The organism is Marinicrinis lubricantis, from assembly GCF_042658665.1.
GTDB lineage: Bacteria > Bacillota > Bacilli > Paenibacillales > KCTC-33676 > Marinicrinis > Marinicrinis lubricantis.
Genome location: NZ_JBHSQV010000179.1, coordinates 1 through 18,973 on the forward strand (window position 1 = coordinate 1; position 18,973 = coordinate 18,973).

An 18,973-nucleotide genomic window follows, 5' to 3' on the forward strand; every position below is an offset into this window, starting at 1 on the left:
AGTCTAACTGTATATATTTACCAAATGGATAGGAGCACCTTATTGCTTAGCATTTAACTTTTTAGCTCCTTCACCTGGAAACTAATAATCTGAATTATCTGAAAATATTTATGCAACGCTAGTGATATGCCTCTAAGTAATGACGTTCAGTGAAAATTAAGATATATTAGGCTTAAAGACTCATATCATTGATTCTTTTAAAGGTGATTAAGAGTTGAACGGATTGGGCGCATTCTGGTTTCATATATTCGGCATGCTGGAATTTGCATCTATGACATGGCTCGTTTTGGTCTTGTTTCGCCAGCCGGTGGCCGCCTGCATTCCGCAAGTCATTTTTTTGTCCGTGTTAATGTCCAACGCTTCCTATTATATACGGAAGGATCTCGTGTGGCATGATACTGCAGCCGCATTATGCCTCATTACACTGACAGTTTTGTTTTATACATATATGCTTCACATGTCGATTTTTCAAAGCCTGATTTCTTCCATTATAACGAATATGTATGCTGCCTGGGTCCATTCGATGTATTTGCTGCTGTACACGAGAATAGGAACGATGGCGTTGTCTGAAATGACCTTTTTCTCATGGGAAAAACGATGGGTACAGGGATCTGTTATTGTGACAACCATCTTCGCGGCTTGGATCGTATATCGGTATCGATTAGGCTTTACGTTCATTTCCGGGAACTTCAGGAGTCGGCCAAAACCTGTTACATTGCTATATACATATTTGATTGAGGCGTCAACATCGCTGCTCGCTTACATCACGACTTTGAACATGGTTATGCTTTGGTTTTGCTTGTCTTCGCTGCTGGCCGGTCTATTATTTCTTACAGTAAATCTTAGTAAGATTGGAAAAAGGGAGCTTTTTCACCTGTAAGATGAAGCCGAAACCGACAAAAGAAGGATGAGAAAGACATAGACAACTCAAATATAAATAAAATCACTCTTTTAAAAGAATCATTTTCATAGATTTTTTATATCTTTTGTTTTACAATAAATGTAAGGGGTCAATAAGATATGGAATTTATTGCATTCAACTTTTTCTCAATTTTAGAAAGCATTGCGTTTTTTATGTTTGTGCTCGTTTTATTCAGGTTTCAGTTGAAGTATTACATCATTCAAATTATTTCATCTGCGGTGATATTGTCACAGACATCCTATTACCTGCGGGCACAATTCGATATGGATCAGGTATCGTATGTATCCATTCTGTTAATGTTCCTTCTGTTTTGGCTGCTTTTTAAGGTTCAATTATTTTACTCGGTGCTGATGGCTGTGACAGGTTTTTTATATACTGCGGTTTTGCAAAGCACACAAATGCTGGCGTTCGTCAGCTTGGGACTGATGGAATATGATCAAATTCAGCCTTTTTCCAGCGAGGCTTACCTGCATCAATGTTTATTTTTCATCTTAACTTTGGCGATTTGCGCGCTGCTTTCGTACAAGCGAATCGGTTTTACCTTTATACCTTACAATGACCATGTTCCAGTTAAGCTCAAAGGCTTGAATTTAATCATTGCTGGACTGCTTGTCATTACCATCATCGCTGTCAATATGTATACGAATTTTTATTCACACGGGAATGAGCATCTCTACAATATTTCATTTTTTATCCTAATCTTGATATTGGCTGGTTTGTTATTATTAATCGTGAGGAGAGAGATTCATGATTAAAGCGTTCAGCTATAGACTTGCCGTATCCTTAAAATCATTTAGTGGAGTACATGAAGCGAGCGTGCAAGTGCTGCAATACGCTTTAATTAATATGATCAATATCGTTTCGATCATCATCATCATATCTATTGTCTCCGGGATTTTGGGCACTTTCCCGGAGACGATGCTGGCACTCATTCTGTTCATTATCATCCGCTTTTTATCCGGGGGATCCCATTTAAAGCAAGCGGAAAGCTGCATCATCGTCTCATCTGCCATTCTCTCTATTGTTCCATTCGTTCCTGTCAGTGCTGCAGTTATCTGGCCCATCGGGTTTATTAGCTTGCTGCTTCATATTTTGTATGCACCACAAAAGTTAAAATGGAGAAAAATACCGGAGCGGCACCTCATTTACTTCAAAATATCCTCCTGTATATTCATCTTATCGGGTTTAGTTGTGGAATCTGACGTATTTGCTCTAGTTTGTTTGATTCAAAGTGTAACGCTGTTGCCTAAATTGAACGAGGAGTAAAGGATAAAGGAGGTGAAATGCGATGAGGACGTTGGCAAAATCGGCGGCAAGATCTGTGGTGAGCATGCTTACTGTTATAGCGGCGTTTTTTGTATCCACCCAGAGCCTTCTTTTGCTTCATGCACCCAAGCCACCAGCAGAGCTGTTGGAAAATAAGGAGTAATAATTCAACATGATTACAAAAACTGCCGGGAAAAGCGGCGGGATCATGCAATTTAGACGCCGCTTTGTCCGTTCATCATCGCGTTTAATAACTAATTCATGAATTACTCTCGGAGAGGATTTTATGGACATTCCTGTCATCAAAAAAACAAAAGAGGGCATTGAAGCGTATCTGCTGCCGATTGAAGAAATATGGTACGTGAATGTCGAGAACAATCGGGATGTGGTGTACCACACGAAGGATGATAAATTTTATCAACCGACCTCGATGGAGCAGGTACATGCCATTTTGAAGGAACAAGGCTTTGAGAAGCTTGACCGTGGAGTAATTGCAAATATTCAAAATATTCAACATTTAGATACGAATATGGGGAAAGTCTATTTCGAACCGGAGATCTCTCAAGAATCAAAATATGCGACCGTGGCATTTTCAAATTTGCGCAAATTAAAAAAGTATTTTAGGCAAGCATTTGAAAAAAAGAAGGACTGAGTGTCGGTAAGCGAGTACGGAGCTGACAATCGGTCCTATTTTAATGTGAAAGGAATTATTTTATGATTCGCCGGTAACATGGAACGTGCTGTTTTGAACGGTTCAGGCGGCTTCATTTTCCCGGAAATAGATCTTTTAATGTGTTTTTAATGTGTTTTCACATAAAGTTTGGTATATTATTTGAGCAGGCTAAAATACGAACAGTACATTTTTAAGGGGGACCAGAAATGAGCGATGAAAAACGGATCGATGGCGAGCAGCCGGAGACGTTGAAGGAAAATGAAACAGAGAACGTGAATGAAAATGTAGAAAATACAGCGGACAACTCGCAGAACGAGACGGAAGTCGAACCGGCTGCAGCAGAGCAGGAAGTCACTGCCGAAGAAAGGTCTTCCTTATTAGACACACCGAATGAGGTATCGGAAACAGAAAGCAAGAAGAGCGCAGGAAACGGACTGCTGATTGGTACGATCTTAGTTGCGGCTGCAGCGATTATCGCGGTGCTTCTCATCGTTAAACCGTTCGGCGGCGATTCGGAAGCCGCTGCGGAAGTTAACGGTGTGGAGATTTCCAAGGATGCGTTGTTGGACAAGCTGATGGAACAGGATCAAAATGGCACATTAAATAGATTGATCGAAGACGAGTTGATTCGTCAAGAAGCGGAACAATTGGATGTAGAAATGACGGATGAGGAATTGAACCAAGAATTGGAATTCTATAAGAATACGTACAGCTCTGAGCTGGAGTTCCAATATTTGCTTTCCATGTCCGGATATACAGAAGCAAGCTTCAAAGAAGCACTGAAGGAAGATCTTCTTGCGACGAAAGTGTTTGAAAAACAAGCCAACATTACGGATGAGGAGCTGCAGACAACGTTTGAGCAGTATAAGGCCAGCTATTCTGAACCGGAAATGATTCGTGCGTCGCACATTCTGGTGGAAGATGAGCAGCAGGCCAATGATTTGCTGAAGCAAATTAACGAGGGCGCCGACTTTGCTAAGCTTGCAGAGGAATATTCCACGGACGGTTCAGCGCCTAGAGGCGGTAATTTGGACTATTTCAGCCGCGAAGATATGGTACAGGAATTCTCAGATGCCGCTTTCCAATTGAAAAAAGGCGAGGTATCTGGTGTCGTTCAAACGGATTACGGGTACCACATTATTAAAGTAACGGATGTACCGAAGGATTGGACATACGAGGAGAAAAAAGAGGAAGTATATCGGATCGTGCTGAATCAGAAATTGCAAGCGGAAGGTGCGACATGGATTTCCGGTCTTAAATCAGATGCGGAAATTACGAATTATTTTGACGAGTCGGACGAGACTGATGCAGGGACTGACACTGGCGCTGAAACAGGCGACACTCAAAATGCGGGTTAATAGGAGTGAGTTGATTTGATTACACATATCGTCTTCTTTAAATTGAAAAATCCGGACCAACAAACGGTCCAAACAACGAAAGAAAAGCTGGAACAAATGATGGGCCGAATTCCGGAATTAAAGTCGCTTCAGGTTGGGGTTGACATTGTCCGCAGCCAGAGATCGTATGATTTGGCGTTGATAACAACGTTCGATTCATTGGACGATCTTGAAGCGTATCAAGTGCATCCGGTTCATCTAGAGTTCGTTGAATATGTTAACACTGTCAGGGAAAGCACTGTTGCTGTAGACTTTGAATCATAAGAGACCGGTTCGTTCAAGGGATGTGCCCGTTAAGGGGCATGTCCCTTGTTCTGTAAGTTTACCGGCTGGAGGAGTATAATGAAATGACGGAAATGCAATGGATATGGAACAAAATGCCGATGCCATTAAGTCAAAACAATGCGGAGAGCACGAATTACGACAGCTTCATCATCTTGTTGGCGATTGTGCTAACCTTTGCTATCACCCTCATTTGGGCAAAACGAAAAAGCAAAAGGAAGAATGGAACTAGAGATTCGAAAGACACATAGGCATTGAATCATGTTGCGATGTCACCTAAGGAGGGAATAAAACGGATGTATTATGTGAACGAGGAGCAAATACAAATTCGGTTAGATACGATTCCTTATATCGTGCAAGCGGCCAGCCAGCTTATGGAGCAGTGGGAGGATCATAATCCAGTTCATCACTTGGCTCAAGAGAGGGTGCTGCATCTGGCCATTGAGATTGTAACCGATGTGGGGAGCAGCTTGATCGACGGTTTTCTGATGCGAGACGCCAGCAGTTACGAAGATATTATCGAAATCATCAGCGGGGAACAGGTACTCCACGGCCAGTTGGCAGATCGACTGAAGGAATGGGTTGCCTGGAGGAAACCGCTTGTTCAGGATTACTATAAGCTGGAGAGAAAAGGTTGCCATCCTTTTTTGAATCAAATCCCCGAGTCTCTCCCTGAATTCGCTGAACAAGTGAAAGCATACATCAGTTCCCAAATATATTAAACATGTTAATCTGTTAATTTACTAATCCACTCTCATCGGTTAAAATATCGTTAAGGGTGGTGATAGAGTGATGACAGAACAAGAAATGTCCACTCGAGAACAGCTGCTGAATTTGCTGAAAATGAAAGGTCCATCCAGCGTAGGTGAATTGGCCGGACAGCTGCAAATAACGGAAATGGCGGTCAGAAGGCATATTAACACCTTGGAGCGGGATGGCTTGATTGAATCGAAGCGAGTCAGACAAGCGATGGGACGGCCGACCCAAATGTATTATTTAAGTCAGGCTGCCGATGATTTATTCCCGAAAGGTTATCATAAATTAGTATTAGATTTGTTGGAAGAATTGGATACAGAAGACAATGAGCTGGTGACGAAGCTGTTCCAGCAGCGCATGCGAAAGCTGGAGCGGACGCATGAGCAAAGAATGGATACGAAATCGTTTCATGAGAAAGTCGAAGAGCTGGCCTTTATCCAAAAAGAATCCGGTTATATGGCAGAATTGGAGCAGATTTCAGCTGACAGCTATTTGCTGCACGAATATAATTGTCCGATCTCCAAAGTTGCTCAGCGCTATGAGCAGGCGTGCAGGTGTGAATTGGAGTTGTTTAAAACGCTTCTGGGTACCGAGCAGGTAGAACGAACGGAATGCTTGGCTAAAGGCGGAGGAAAGTGCACTTATTCGATCAAGCAGTCTACGTAGCCTCTTTTTACGAAGAGGCTTTTTTATTTTCACAACAACGGTAATCCATCCCCAAATCATGACAGTGTTTTTCATTATTTCCGGAATGGTGAATGAAAATGTCACATTTTTTGGTCATAAACGGTGTCAATATGTGCCGTTCTTTCTTATAATGTAAGTAACCTTTTAGGCGTTTGCCTATGAGCCAGAGGGGAGGAGACAGCGTTTGGTCATGGAATGGTTTATAGCTGCAGCAGCCATTGCCTTTATCGTATTGGTCATCTTCTTGATCACGCTAATCCAGACTGCCAAATCGACGATGCGGCAGATCCAAGGAACATTAGACGAGATGAAGCAGGAGACGAATCGGGTGATGGGAGAGAGCGAAAAATTGCTTCAATCTGCCCATCAATTGACAGATGAAGTGAAGGGGAAAATAGCTTCCTTTGATGGTATATTTTCTTCAGCGCGTCATGTGGGAGAGGCGGTAGAGCAGGTCACTGCATCATTTAAACAAGCCTCTGCAGCGATATCACACAAGGTGGACTCTGGTGTACGGAATACCGTACATACGAACGGCAGCACGATTGCAGATACCTTAAGCTGGGCACAACAAACATTCGATTTATGGAACGCATGGAGAAAGCGAAGCCGTAACAATCATCAAGAACCGAAATCATAACGGAGGAGAGGATTCACATGTCGGAAGCCAATAATCAAAATAATATGAACGGAAAAGACTTTTTGCTGGGGGCAGTTGTAGGAGGGATTATCGGAGCGGCGGCCGCATTGCTGCTGGCACCGAAAACGGGAAAAGAGCTGCGCGGAGATATCGCGGGACAGTATCAAAATGTGACTGAAAAGACAAAGGAAATTTACGGCACAGTCAGTACGAGAGGAAAAGAGGTTTTCGATACCGTCAGTACGAAGGGTAGAGAAATGACGGGGAAAGCGAAAGAGGCTGCAGCCCATATTGCAACCGATATCCGAAATTGGAAGGAGTCTAAAGAGCAATCGGCTCCTGCGGCAGAAACAGGGACGGATCAGGCAGACAATGCAGCATTGGACAACGATTCTGTGAATACAGATAAATAAAATGGAGCCAGCATATTCAGATGATGCGTCGCTGCAGTAGTCTTATGCAGCGGCTTTTTTTCGTCTGCTTTCATACTTTTAATGGACAATATTATTAATAGAACGAAAAAGTTTGCCGTTTCATCGTTAGGTGATATCATACAAAGTAGGGTCAAAATAGAAAAGAGGGAAGCAAAGATGAAGGAGAAGCAGTCGTCCGTCTCCTTTTTTACGGAGAACGGTCTGTATTTAGCATTTGGCACCGCATTGATTGCGACGCTTGGATCTCTCTATTTTTCGGAAATTCGGGAATTTATCCCCTGTACGTTTTGCTGGTATCAGCGAATATTGATGTATCCACTGGTGCTGCTGTTAGCCATCGCTGCAGTAAAAAAAGATTACAGAATAACGATATATACGCTGCCGATGTCGGTATTAGGGATCGCGGTTTCGCTGTTCCATTATTTAACGCAAAAAGTAGATTTATTTAAATCCAATGTTCCTTCGTGCGGCATTATTCCTTGCAATGAATCGTACGTCAATTATTTTGGATTCGTCACGATTCCTTTTATGGCGTTTACCGCGTTTATGATCATTACCTTTCTGCTGATCATGACTGCTCGTGCAGCAAAGAGACAAGCAGCTTAAAACGGATGGCTTCCTTTATGGACGAAACAACACCGTGTAAAAACCAGTTCCATTTTAAATGGGAAGTACATATTTTAGATTGTACGTGAATGTGTAAAACTTCAGAAAAGGAAGCGGTTGAACGTGCAGCGACCTATCGCAATCCTAGATTCCGGGGTGGGCGGTCTTACCGTCGCCAAGGAGATCATGAGGCAGCTCCCGCAAGAGAACATGATTTACTTTGGAGATTCGGAGCGATCTCCTTACGGCCCGCGATCAGCAGAAGAAGTGCGCGGGTTCACTAGGCAAATCGTAGACTTTTTGCTTCCGTTTCATCCCAAGATGATCGTCATTGCCTGCAATACGGCGACAGCGGCGGCGTTGTCGGATATTCGGAAATCGGTCGACATCGAGGTTGTCGGCGTTATTGAGCCTGGTGCGAGGACAGCGATCACGAAAACGAAAAATGCGAAAGTAGCCGTCATTGGAACGGAGGGTACGATTAAGAGCGGAGCGTACCGCAGAGCACTGCAAGCGATCTCACCGCAGATCGAGGTGTACAGCATGGCTTGTCCGCAGTTCGTGCCCATCGTTGAAAAGGGTCTTTTCGATACACTCGAAACGATGAGTATCGTCGAGGATGCGCTGCAGGCGATGAAACAGTATCCGATCGATTGCATGATATTAGGATGCACACACTATCCGTTTTTACAGGACACGATAGCGAAAGTGATGGGGCCTGATGTGGAATTGATCAATTCTGCGGAAGAAACCGCACGTGAGGTCAGTACGATCTTGAGTCATAAGCAGCTGCTGCGAAAATCACCTGTTGCCCCGTACCATCGGTTTTTCTGCAGCGGCGATCCGAAGATGTTCCAGAAAATTGCGCAGCTTTGGTTGAATGAAGAGGTACAAGTGACACCTGTTATTTGGCAGGTTTCCAACATTATTTAAAGCAGAAAAACAAGCAGCCTTTCCTGAGCGGAAGGCTGCTTGTTTTGTCAGCAGTTATATAAATATCGTCGCATGGTAGAAGCTGTTCGCCATGTGGCGGAAGTAGGCGGTTTGCACAGATATGATTGCGATAGAGAGCGCATATTGCAGCTTTCGCTGCTGCTGTGAATCCATGTGCGAGAGCTGTTCTACGGATTTCTTGACTCGACGGAGGATAAGCTCCTCTGTGAGATGGTCCTGTTTGTGCAGCGCTTTTGCATGATTCGGCCCGATATCGAGCAGCTGATCGTTATTTTGATCTAGCTCCTCAAAAATTCCAGCATACAATGCATAAAAATCGAGCGGGTGCAGGATATCGTCATCATCGGTATCAGGATGATTGAACAAGAACCCAAGCATCGTTCGGATCGATACAAAGTCTAACGTATGCTTTAAGTCATCGACGATGAACAACAGCGCTGCTTGATTCACGCCGTATTTTTTCCCCATTCTAGGTGCTCCGATGATTTCTTTGACATCACGCTTCACCCAATTCTGAACAGTGGATAAAGGCATATCGGTATATTCGATTTGACTGCCTAGCTGGACAATATCATTAAGAGATAGCCCCTTCGAGACAGAACCTTCCTTCATCAATTTATCAAAGATCGGTGGAAAAACCGTTCTCAACATAAAATCTTCGGTATCGATTTCTTCCGTATGACGATGATGCTTCGCCCAGGCTTGCTGAAATATCGTTATCGGAGAGGAATGCTGTTCTTTTAATGATTGCAGTAAAAGCGCCATTTCTGTTCGTGTTAAATAAAATGGTCTCATGTTCACTCCTCCTTTGGAGTTCTTATGAACTTATCATAAAACAGAATGACGAAAAGTCAAAGTGAAAATGAATTCAATTGATGCCTTTTTTTCAGCAGTCAAAGATGAATATAGCGAAATATGAACAAATTCGGCTTGGATTGGGCTTTGATTATGTACCAATAACATTCGTATAATAAGTTCATAGGAACCCGAAATGTGACGGGTAAAAAGGAGAATGTAATGATTACTTTGAATTTGTTTTTGGTTGCGTTGTTGATTATCATGACAGCTTTCTTCGTTTCGACGGAGTTTGCCATTGTGAAGCTGCGGGGCAGCCGGATTGATCAGCTTGTCGCTGAAGGGCGCAAAAATGCAAAGGCTGTTCAACAAGTAGCAGGGAATTTGGATGGATACTTATCTGCGTGTCAGCTCGGTATCACGATTACCGCAATGGGATTAGGATGGTTAGGTGAACCGACGGTAGAGAGAATGCTGCATCCGGTTTTGGAAGGATTCCACTTGCCCGATGAAGTGACGACCGTGATTTCCTTTCTAATTGCATTTATTGCGATGACAGTTCTGCACGTCGTAGTCGGAGAGCTTGCACCGAAAACCGTTGCAATACAGAAAGCGGAATGGGTCAGCCTTACATTATCCAGACCTTTGATCTGGTGGTATAAAATCATGTATCCGTTCATCTGGCTGCTCAACGGTTCAGCCAATTTGATCGTAAAAATGATGGGTCTGAAGCCTGTGAAGGAACACGAGGAAGCCCATTCGGAGGAAGAGCTTCGTATTATCCTAAGCGACAGCTACAAAAGCGGAAAAATAAATCAATCTGAATTCGGGTATGTGAATCGAATTTTTACATTTGATGATCTCGTTGCGAAAGAAATTATGGTGCCTAGAACAGATATGATTTGTTTATCGGCCGATGCGCCGCTTGAAGAAAATATGAGAGTTATAAGGGAAGAGCAGTATACCCGATTTCCAGTCATGAAGGACAATAAAGACCAGATCATCGGTTTTATTAATACAAAGCAATTTTTTCTTCAATATTCAGATCAACCTGACTTGAAACTGGAGGATGTCATTCATCCGCTGCTTACCGTATCCGAGGCCATGCCGATTAAAAATGTGTTGAAGAAAATGCAGGCGGAGCATACGCACATTGCGATTTTGCTGGATGAATTTGGCGGCACCTCCGGAATGATCACCATCGAGGATATTTTAGAAGAAATCGTCGGAGATATTCGCGATGAATTTGATGAAGAGGAGAAAAAGGAGATTGAGAAGCTGGGACCGGGACATATTATCGTCGATGGGAAAGTGTCCTTGACTCATCTGAATCAAATGCTTGGAATCCAGATTGATAGTGATGATTTGGATACCATTGGCGGATGGCTTTACTCGAACAATTCGGAATTGAAAAAGGGCTCGACATGGTCCTATGCAAATATGACGTTCAAGGTGCTGGAGAAGGATAAGCACCGAATTCGTAAAATTGAGATGATCGTAAACGATTCGGAACAGGAAGAAGAGAACGAGGAACAGTTGGAAAAAGCTGAAGTTTAAGCTGCAAATCTCAAAGCCGAGCGCATGCCGCCGGACTTTGGGATTTTTTTTCGCACATGGGCTTCATGTATGAGAATGTGCAAGCATATACTTTTGTCAGTAACTGGCCTGGAGGAGGAGAGCCGTTGTATACGTATGTTGTGCGCAAGGGAGACACGTTGTACCGATTAGCAAGACGCTTCGGCATCCATGTCAACTCGATCGTGAACGCGAATCCCCAACTGGAGAATCCCAATGTGCTTGTGCCTGGTCAGGTGATTAACATTCCAGAAAGGGGCAGCAATCTGTATGTAGTACAGCCAGGAGATACACTTTATGATATTTCGATTAGATTCCAAGTACCGATGGAGCAGCTTGCAGCGGCAAATCCGGATGTCGACCCGGCCATGCTGATCCCTGGTCAATCTTTAATCATTCCGCCGGGTGCAGAGCTGCAGATCGTAGATACGATGACGGATTATGGATATATGGAAATGACGGAGGATTTAGAGCAGTTGAGCCGCAAGTATCCTTTCCTGGAACTTACGGATATCGGCTCAAGTGTGATGGGGAAACGGATCCCGCTGGTGAAGATTGGTCAAGGACGAAAGAAGGTCCATTTTAATGGTTCCTTCCATGCCAATGAATGGATTACCACTGTGCTGCTGATGCGATTTTTAGAGGATTACGCGGAGGCAGTCATGCATGATGGGGTTCTTCGAGGCGAGCGGGCAAGATATTTATACAACAATGCCAGCTTATGGATTGTACCGATGGTAAATCCTGACGGCGTAGAATTGGTACAGGAAGGTGTGACTTCAGATCATCCTTATTATCGCAGCCTGCTTGAGTGGAATGAGGGCTCCTTCGATTTCAGCAGTTGGAAAGCAAACATCAGAGGTGTCGATCTGAACGACCAGTATCCTGCCCATTGGGAGGTAGAGCGGGGCCGAAGAGTCGTATTGGGTCCTGGGCCGAGAGATTATGTGGGAACGGCTCCGCTGACGGAACCGGAAGCGCTGGCGATTGCTCAGCTTTCGCAGAATACACAATTTGATGAAGTCTACGCCTTTCATACGCAGGGAGAGGAAATCTACTGGAATTACAGAGATCTTGAACCTCCGGAATCGGAACAGATTGCGCTAAGATTGGCCGAGGCAAGCGGATATCGTGCCGTGAAGCTGACGGGAAGCGATGCAGGCTACAAGGACTGGTTTATCCAAGAATTCCGCAGGACTGGATTCACCATCGAAGCGGGAATAGGCAGGAATCCGCTACCTATTACAGATTTCCCCTCCATTTATCAGAGAGTGCTGGGCATCATGGTTGAAGGCTTGAAAGCATAATGGGATGATGATCGTCTTCGACCCGTCTGCTAGTTCGAAGAATGAAGGGGATGGGTTGCTTTTCTTCCTAGCTTTCTATACAATTAGACACAGTTCAACATGTGGAAGGAAAGAGTCGGATCATGGCTAATGACATAAGAATATGTGAAAAATGCAAGCATATGTCGGTAAAGTCAATGGTACCTAAGCTGAAAAAGCTCGCACCGGACGCCGAGATTAAAGTGGGATGCAAATCATACTGCGGACCTTGTTCCCGCAAAGCATTTATTTTTATTAACGGTCGATACGTAACAGGTGCAACGGAGGACGAAGCACTGCAGAATGCACAAAAATATGTAAAATAACGAGCCGCCAGCGATGGGCGGTTTTTTTGTTGCTTGTTCGATGGATTTCATGAACGATGGTCCAAACTGTACAGTTCTGCTTTAAATTGACAGATTTGTCATCATTTTTTTACAGAGCTTTTATACAATTACGTCCAGCTTATGAAGGATTTCGCATAGAATTCAAAGAAGTAATAGCTATAGCTGGATAGATTTTGAAATAACGAGGAGTGGAGAGGGAAAATGAGAATAATGGCGCATCGTGGAGCATCTGGCGTATGTCCTGAAAATACGATGGCCGCCTTTGAGCGGGCTATTGAGATGGGTGCGGACAGCATCGAGACGGATGTACAAATGACGAAAGACGGTCATCTTGTTTGTATTCATGATGAAACGGTAGACCGTACGACATCCGGTTCGGGATGGATTCGAGATATGTACTTGGATGATCTGAAAAAATTAGATGCGGGGTCTTGGTTCCATTCGTCCTTTAAGCAAGAACGCATACCGACATTAGAGGAGCTGCTGGATCTGTCGGTTCGGCACAACATTTATTTGAATATTGAATTAAAAAACAGTACGGTGCGTTATGAAGGCATGGAGCAGCTTGTGGCCGATATGATTCGCAGAAGGAATTACAGCAGTCAGGTCATCATATCCAGCTTTAACCACGAATCTTTGAAAATGATGAAATCCGTTGCGCCAGAAATCGACACCGGTGTGCTGTACCACCGAAATATTCAATATCCTTGGCTTTATGCTTGCCAATTAAGTGCAAACGCTCTCCATCCCTCGAAAGCTCTTGTAAACGATGAATTAGTTCGATCTGCGAGCTCTTTTCATATTAAGGTTCATCCTTGGACGATTAATGATGCGAAGACGATGGAGAAGCACATTCGTATGAATGTCCACGCGATCATTACCGATCATCCGGACCAGTTAAAGAAGCTTGTGAAAAAATTATAGAAAACAAGCTGTCATCTTTTGTATGTTTTTTGTAAAATAGAGGAAAACATGGATTCGGATCTGGATCATCGGGCAAGGGGAAATGTTATGGGTCTGACATTATTCAACGATATGTTACTGAATATAAAAGATATGCTGCTGCAGCTGTTGATCGTGCTTTTTCCCTTCTTCCTGCTGCAGGTTCATTGGTTGAAGGAAAGCACTTTACAGCTTCACAAGTGGGGCCAACAGAGGGTTGTCAGCGTGGCCTGCACGCTTGGAATTGTCCTGAGTCTTTTTTTTTCAGTAAACATCCATGAGCAGATTCGGTTTGACCTTTCACATATTCTGTTGATTACTTCTGTACTGTATGGTGGTTATGTATCCGGCTCTATTGCCTTGCTCGCCCTTATACTGTTTAAAATCATTTTTGCACATCACGATCTTCTCATCACCGGCTTTATGAATGGCGGGATCTTTCTGCTTTCGATTATATTTATACGGCGTTACGTAGACGCGAATCGGTTAATTAAGGTATCCTTTTTTACTACGATGGTATGCTTGGCCTCCATTGTGCAAAGTCTATTCAATTTATACTTGATGTCAACGAAGCAGAGCGGATCGATTAATACAGAAATCGCCGTCCTGCTCATGATCTATCCGCTTGTCGGAATGATGGCGATATGGATTATTATTCATTTGGTTGAAAATGTGCGAGAGAAGCAGTTAATGGAGATGGAAATTCAAAAGGCAGAAAGATTGAATATTATCGGACATTTGGCTGCCTCAGTGGCTCATGAGATCCGTAATCCGATGACGGTTGTACGCGGCTTTATGCAAATTTTTGATAAGGAAACGTTTATTCCAGACAATAAAAAAGTGTATATTAAACTGATGATTCAGGAACTGGATCGCGCCGAAGGGATCATTAACGATTACTTGACCCTTGCAAGACCCAGACTGGAAAAGATGGAGCGGATTGCGATTAAGGAGCAGATGGATTCTGTGATGGAGATCATTTCATCCTTTGCGATGCTGCACAATATACGAATTCAACATCAAATGGGTCAAGAAGACCTTCATGTAAAGGGGATTCCCGAAAAACTCAGCCAAGTGCTGATCAATTTAATAAAGAATGCCATTGAGGCAAGTCCTGAAGGCCAAATTGTACATATTAGCGCATATCGAACCGAGGAAAAAGCGGTCATTGAAATTAAAGATCAAGGCATCGGTCTTAGCCAAGAAGAAATTAAGCGGATCGGTACACCGTTCTATACGACGAAGGAGAACGGTACGGGATTAGGACTTATGGTATGCTATCAAATTATTAAATCGATGAATGGGAAAATCGAAGTGTTCAGTGAGAAAAATAAAGGAACCCAGTTCATCATTAAGCTTCCCGCCGTAGATTAATTCTACGGTTTTTTTGTGGTCATATAAATCACTTGGAAGAGGGATGCGTCTATGACTATGCTGTGAAATCAAGGAATGTGCAGGGACTCGCTGCCTATTTTGTCCTTTTCTTGAACTCTCAGGTGCAGTATAATATTTCTGTTAAGCAAATAAGCGCTGAGATTACGAACAAGGAGTGTTGGTTGCGTTTGAAAAACTTTATCCTGCTGCTTCGGTTTGCTTTATATATGCTGAGAACGATCCCGAATCTGAACAAGGCTAAGAAATATGCCAGGGAAGGTAAGGAAGCGGAGAGGGTCGCCGTCGTTCAGCGACAAGCGAAGGATTGGACCTCTTATATTTTTAAATTGATCAAATCGGAAGTCATCGTGCATGGGGAAGAGAAAATTCCTACAGACCAGGCCGTTGTATTTGTAGCCAATCATCAAGGATACTTGGATATTCCGATCATTATGCATGCCGCACCGCAGCCGGTGGGATTCATTGCGAAGGAAGAGCTGAGAAAGATGCCTTTGATTGGTACGTGGATGCAGTACAAAAATTGCATCTTTATGGAGCGAAATAATGTACGTCAGTCCTTGAAGGCTATTAATCAAGGGGTCCAGTATCTGAAGGAGGGCCACTCGATGGCGATTTTTCCGGAGGGGACCAGAAGTAAAGGTCCGGAAATGGGAGAATTCAAGCCGGGCAGCTTTAAGCTGGCGACAAAGGCGAGAGTGCCGATCGTTCCAGTAACGATTAACCATTCCTACAAGCTTCTTCCAGAAGGGTTAAAGCTGAATCCGGGCGTCGTAGAAGTCACTTTCTCCGAACCGATTCCTACGGAAGGGCTTTCTAATGAAGAATTAGGCCGTTTGCCGCAATTGGTGCAGGAAGAGATTAGGAAGCACATTAAACCTTAGAGCGCCATACATAGGATTGAATTGAATACGTTGAAATATAGGTGTTGAGGGCATCTTCATAGATGCTTCAGCTTAAAAGGGAAGCCGGTGCGAATCCGGCGCGGTCCCGCCACTGTCATAGAGTAGTGTGCTGCCAACATGTCACTGTTTGCTTGCAAGCGGGAAGACGGCAGCAGGCGATGACTCTTAAGCCAGGAGACCTGCCTATATGTATCAACACCTGCAATCCTACGAGGAATAGGGATGGTGTTCGAAGCAGATCGTTTTGGCGATTTTGCATATTTCGACTTAAGACTTCCCTAACTAGGGAAGTCTTTTTGCTGCGCGGGGATTATGAAAGAAACGATGAATCTAGTATGGTTAAGGAACAAATAGAGAGGGGAAACGAGGATGAAGAGAATTTTATGGGTCATGGGACTTGCCTTGCTGCTGGTATGGAGTACATTTCAGCCCTCCGTGCAGGCAGCGGGGGAGGAAGTCAATACCTCTGTTGATTTGGCTGTTCTGCAAGCGGATATCGAGCAGGCCGCAAAAGCTGTATTACGGCAAGGTCAAATATCTGAATGGAGTGCGGTTGGATTGGTTCGTTCCGATAGGACTTTGCCCGACGCATATTCTGATGAATTATTGAAGGAAATCGTCAGTGAACGTGGTAAATTCCGTTTGGTTACGGAGTTGGAAAGGAAAATCATTGGTTTGTCTGCGGCAGGCATCGATGCGGGAGACGTCTTGGGTTATTCTTTAGTGGATGAACTGCTGAATCACTCCGGGATGACGGGTCAAGGATCGAATGGAGTCATTTATGCGCTGATCGCTCTGCAAAGCAGCGGGTATGAGCACTTGGAATCGAGCGAGTGGAGTGTAGAGCACTTGGTCGACTGGCTTCTTAAAGAACAAAATGAGGATGGCGGTTGGTCGCTGACAACAGATGGAGACAGTGACATTGATATTACGGGGATGGCATTAACCGCGCTGAGCCCGTATTTGGATCAAGAAGCGGTCAAAATATCGACGGATAAGGGTGCAGCGTGGATATTAGATCGGCTGACGGAGGCGGATTTACAAGCTACGATATCATCCGAGAGTATTTCCCAGGCAATGATTGGTCTATCGTCTATTGGGCAAAATCCACACCTCTTGTATGAGCAGCTCCTTCCGTACCGGTTGACAGATGGAACATACGCTCATTTAGAAGGTGAGCAAGGAAATGCGATGGCAACGGAGCAAGCATTCTTAGCTTTAACGGCGTATGAGCTGTATCTAAACGATCTCCCCGGTGTGTATGAAGGGTTAAACAGCGTTCATGCTGAAGTGATTGTAGAAGGTCCAGAAAATACGATCGTATCTGGTGAGGTGCATGCTTCACAAGCGCTAGAAGCGGTGCAAAAGCTTCTTGCTAAAGAACAGATTTCTTTACATATCGAACATTCCAGTTATGGCCGATATATCACATCGATTGATGGAATTGAACAGGGACTGTATGGCGGTTGGGACGGTTGGAATTATGCAGTATACCGCGGAGGGGCATGGGTTCCTGCAGACGAATATGGAGCCATGGACCAATTTTCACTTCAAGAGGGAGATCGACTGTACGTCTATTACAACGATGATACCCAGTTGATCGATTCGGTGACGCCAGGCGAGTCGTTCGTTAAAGCGGAAGGGATGATGACGCTTCAGGTGAATACATCGGTTTGGAACTGGGATGCCGGGAAGGCGGAAGTGGCTGCAGCTGTCGGTGTAACTGTCCAAATCGGTCAGCAAACGGTTCAGACGGACGTCTACGGACGTGCAAACATAGATGGCCTGCCAGCTGGTGAATACGATGTGAAAGTGACTGCTTATGATTCGGAGAAAGGAGCACTCGTCGTCCCGTTTTACAGCAAGGTCAAAGTGAATGCGAAAGAAGCCGAGGTATCCGTTCGGGTTGAAGGACCGAGCGGCACTTTGGCTCACGGCCGAGTTGAAGCAGCCAACGCCCTGCAGGCAGTTCAGCGGCTCCTTGATAACGAGAAGGTAGAGTATGAAGTGAAGGATTCTTCCTTTGGTCAATATATTACGTCGATTGGAGGAGTTGAACAGGGACTTTATGGAGAGTATGACGGCTGGAATTACGGTGTAAAAAGGGATGGGGAGTGGCTCCCTGCAGCATCGTACGGCGCAATGGCTGATTTTGAGCTGCAGCCGAGCGATGAACTTATTGTCTATTACAGCCATAATACGGAGCTGATTGATTCTGTTGTGTTGGAGCCTTCGGTTCCGAATTCTGGAGAGCTTCTTAAAGTGAAATTGACGAAGTCAACCTGGGATTGGGCGCAAAATCAAGAGATCGTGACGCCTGCTGCCCACGCCTTAGTGACATTGGGAACGAAGACGGCGACAGCAGATGAGAACGGAATCGCAGTATTTGAACAAGTCGATGCAGGAACTTACGAAATGACGATTACTGCGTATACAGAACAAGGTCCCGGATTTGTAAAGGAGTTCGTACCTGTTCGAATTGCACCTTCTTCTGCTGCAGACTTTTCAGATCAAGCGGAAATATCAAGCTGGGCGTACAGCTCTGTCGAGCAAGCGGTAGAAAGTGGTTTCATTTATGGGGTGAGTACGGACGGACAGCAGTTTGCACCGAAGAAATCACTGTCACGTGCCGAATTTATTTCTCTGCTGAATCGCGTATTGGATATACAGCCACAGGATGCCGTGAATCTTCCATATAAAGATGTCCCTGCCGATGCTTGGTACAGCGGTGATGTTGCAGCAGCGATTGAAAAAGGCTATCTGCGGCCTGATGGTGAAACGTTCGAAGGCTTAGAACCGATCACACGTGCTGAAATGGCGCTGCTCACGATTCGTGCGTTAGATCTACCATCTGTTGTGGGGGCCGAGCAGTTTACGGATTTACAGAGTGTATCTTTTGAACAGATTCCGTATATTGAAACAGCCGCTGTTCATCAATTGATTGTTGGATCGGATGGAAAGTTCATGCCGCATGATGAAGTATCTCGTGAGATGGCTGCTGCTGTGATTTTACGTCTAGATGAGCTGTCCGCGGCAAACTCATAACATTACGGCATTTATTATGAATTGAATCAA

Annotated in this window: 22 protein-coding genes and 1 riboswitch; of the genes, 21 read left to right on the plus strand and 1 reads right to left on the minus strand. The window is 44.4% G+C overall.

Translation table 11 applies throughout. The annotated features are described in order from the left end of the window. Positions 1 to 214 precede the first annotated feature (214 nt). The 14 genes from ACFPXP_RS17800 (at position 215) to racE (ending at position 8,596) form a co-directional block, all read left to right on the plus strand. Positions 215 to 880 (plus strand): hypothetical protein, encoded by a 666-nt coding sequence (locus tag ACFPXP_RS17800; protein ID WP_379895725.1) that lies wholly within the window; start codon positions 215 to 217, stop codon positions 878 to 880. Between the two features lie 140 nt (positions 881 to 1,020). Further along, positions 1,021 to 1,677 (plus strand): hypothetical protein, encoded by a 657-nt coding sequence (locus ACFPXP_RS17805; RefSeq protein WP_379895726.1) that lies wholly within the window; start codon positions 1,021 to 1,023, stop codon positions 1,675 to 1,677. Next, positions 1,670 to 2,188 (plus strand): accessory gene regulator B family protein, encoded by a 519-nt coding sequence (locus tag ACFPXP_RS17810; protein ID WP_379895727.1) that lies wholly within the window; start codon positions 1,670 to 1,672, stop codon positions 2,186 to 2,188. The genes ACFPXP_RS17805 and ACFPXP_RS17810 overlap by 8 nt, the downstream gene beginning before the upstream one ends. Before the next feature lie 22 nt (positions 2,189 to 2,210). Continuing rightward, a complete protein-coding gene (locus tag ACFPXP_RS17815; protein ID WP_379895728.1) occupies positions 2,211 to 2,351 on the plus strand; it encodes an AgrD family cyclic lactone autoinducer peptide in 141 nt (46 codons plus the stop codon). Between the two features lie 123 nt (positions 2,352 to 2,474). Continuing rightward, on the plus strand, positions 2,475 to 2,840 hold the full coding sequence (locus ACFPXP_RS17820) for a LytTR family transcriptional regulator DNA-binding domain-containing protein (protein ID WP_379895729.1): 366 nt from the start codon (positions 2,475 to 2,477) through the stop codon (positions 2,838 to 2,840). Positions 2,841 to 3,067: 227 nt separating this feature from the next. Next, positions 3,068 to 4,219: a peptidylprolyl isomerase gene (locus tag ACFPXP_RS17825; RefSeq protein ID WP_379895730.1), complete on the plus strand. Its 1,152-nt coding sequence runs from the start codon at positions 3,068 to 3,070 to the stop codon at positions 4,217 to 4,219. A 15-nt stretch (positions 4,220 to 4,234) separates the two neighbouring features. Further along, entirely contained in the window at positions 4,235 to 4,522 is a 288-nt protein-coding gene (locus ACFPXP_RS17830) for a Dabb family protein (RefSeq protein WP_379895731.1), read from the plus strand. Between the two features lie 83 nt (positions 4,523 to 4,605). After that, positions 4,606 to 4,791 (plus strand): hypothetical protein, encoded by a 186-nt coding sequence (locus ACFPXP_RS17835; protein ID WP_379895732.1) that lies wholly within the window; start codon positions 4,606 to 4,608, stop codon positions 4,789 to 4,791. Between the two features lie 45 nt (positions 4,792 to 4,836). After that, positions 4,837 to 5,262, plus strand: coding sequence for a DUF86 domain-containing protein (locus ACFPXP_RS17840; RefSeq protein ID WP_379895733.1), 426 nt, complete (start codon positions 4,837 to 4,839; stop codon positions 5,260 to 5,262). 70 nt (positions 5,263 to 5,332) lie between these two features. Then, a complete protein-coding gene (locus ACFPXP_RS17845) occupies positions 5,333 to 5,962 on the plus strand; it encodes a helix-turn-helix transcriptional regulator (protein WP_379895734.1) in 630 nt (209 codons plus the stop codon). Between the two features lie 211 nt (positions 5,963 to 6,173). After that, entirely contained in the window at positions 6,174 to 6,623 is a 450-nt protein-coding gene (locus ACFPXP_RS17850; RefSeq protein ID WP_379895735.1) for a DUF948 domain-containing protein, read from the plus strand. Positions 6,624 to 6,640: 17 nt separating this feature from the next. Continuing rightward, the gene (locus ACFPXP_RS17855) at positions 6,641 to 7,036 is read left to right on the plus strand and encodes a YtxH domain-containing protein (RefSeq protein WP_379895736.1); all 396 of its coding nucleotides are present in this window, start codon (positions 6,641 to 6,643) and stop codon (positions 7,034 to 7,036) included. 177 nt (positions 7,037 to 7,213) lie between these two features. Further along, positions 7,214 to 7,663, plus strand: a complete 450-nt coding sequence (locus ACFPXP_RS17860; RefSeq protein ID WP_379895737.1) for a disulfide oxidoreductase — start codon at positions 7,214 to 7,216, stop codon at positions 7,661 to 7,663. Positions 7,664 to 7,786: 123 nt separating this feature from the next. Beyond that, complete coding sequence (gene racE, locus ACFPXP_RS17865; RefSeq protein ID WP_379895738.1) at positions 7,787 to 8,596, plus strand: glutamate racemase; 810 nt, start codon at positions 7,787 to 7,789, stop codon at positions 8,594 to 8,596. A 54-nt stretch (positions 8,597 to 8,650) separates the two neighbouring features. Here the strand turns inward: racE and ACFPXP_RS17870 are convergent, their stop codons facing one another. Continuing rightward, a complete protein-coding gene (locus ACFPXP_RS17870; RefSeq protein ID WP_379895739.1) occupies positions 8,651 to 9,412 on the minus strand; it encodes a DUF1836 domain-containing protein in 762 nt (253 codons plus the stop codon). 222 nt (positions 9,413 to 9,634) lie between these two features. Here ACFPXP_RS17870 and ACFPXP_RS17875 point away from each other — a divergent pair, with 222 nt between their 5' ends. From ACFPXP_RS17875 to ACFPXP_RS17905, 7 genes are all read left to right on the plus strand, one after another. Then, the gene (locus ACFPXP_RS17875) at positions 9,635 to 10,969 is read left to right on the plus strand and encodes a hemolysin family protein (protein ID WP_379895740.1); all 1,335 of its coding nucleotides are present in this window, start codon (positions 9,635 to 9,637) and stop codon (positions 10,967 to 10,969) included. A 125-nt stretch (positions 10,970 to 11,094) separates the two neighbouring features. Further along, the gene (locus tag ACFPXP_RS17880) at positions 11,095 to 12,294 is read left to right on the plus strand and encodes a M14 family zinc carboxypeptidase (protein WP_379895741.1); all 1,200 of its coding nucleotides are present in this window, start codon (positions 11,095 to 11,097) and stop codon (positions 12,292 to 12,294) included. A 122-nt stretch (positions 12,295 to 12,416) separates the two neighbouring features. Then, positions 12,417 to 12,638 carry a DUF1450 domain-containing protein gene (locus ACFPXP_RS17885; protein WP_379895742.1) on the plus strand — a complete coding sequence of 74 codons (222 nt, stop codon included), beginning with the start codon at positions 12,417 to 12,419 and terminating at the stop codon, positions 12,636 to 12,638. A gap of 222 nt (positions 12,639 to 12,860) precedes the next feature. Further along, positions 12,861 to 13,583, plus strand: a complete 723-nt coding sequence (locus tag ACFPXP_RS17890; protein WP_379895743.1) for a glycerophosphodiester phosphodiesterase — start codon at positions 12,861 to 12,863, stop codon at positions 13,581 to 13,583. Positions 13,584 to 13,670: 87 nt separating this feature from the next. Next, positions 13,671 to 14,975 carry an ATP-binding protein gene (locus tag ACFPXP_RS17895; protein WP_379895744.1) on the plus strand — a complete coding sequence of 435 codons (1,305 nt, stop codon included), beginning with the start codon at positions 13,671 to 13,673 and terminating at the stop codon, positions 14,973 to 14,975. 188 nt (positions 14,976 to 15,163) lie between these two features. Continuing rightward, positions 15,164 to 15,877, plus strand: coding sequence for a lysophospholipid acyltransferase family protein (locus tag ACFPXP_RS17900; protein WP_379895745.1), 714 nt, complete (start codon positions 15,164 to 15,166; stop codon positions 15,875 to 15,877). A 22-nt stretch (positions 15,878 to 15,899) separates the two neighbouring features. Continuing rightward, a riboswitch (cobalamin riboswitch) is annotated at positions 15,900 to 16,099 on the plus strand. A 168-nt stretch (positions 16,100 to 16,267) separates the two neighbouring features. Continuing rightward, positions 16,268 to 18,943 carry an S-layer homology domain-containing protein gene (locus ACFPXP_RS17905; protein WP_379895746.1) on the plus strand — a complete coding sequence of 892 codons (2,676 nt, stop codon included), beginning with the start codon at positions 16,268 to 16,270 and terminating at the stop codon, positions 18,941 to 18,943. The last annotated feature ends 30 nt before the right edge of the window (positions 18,944 to 18,973 follow it).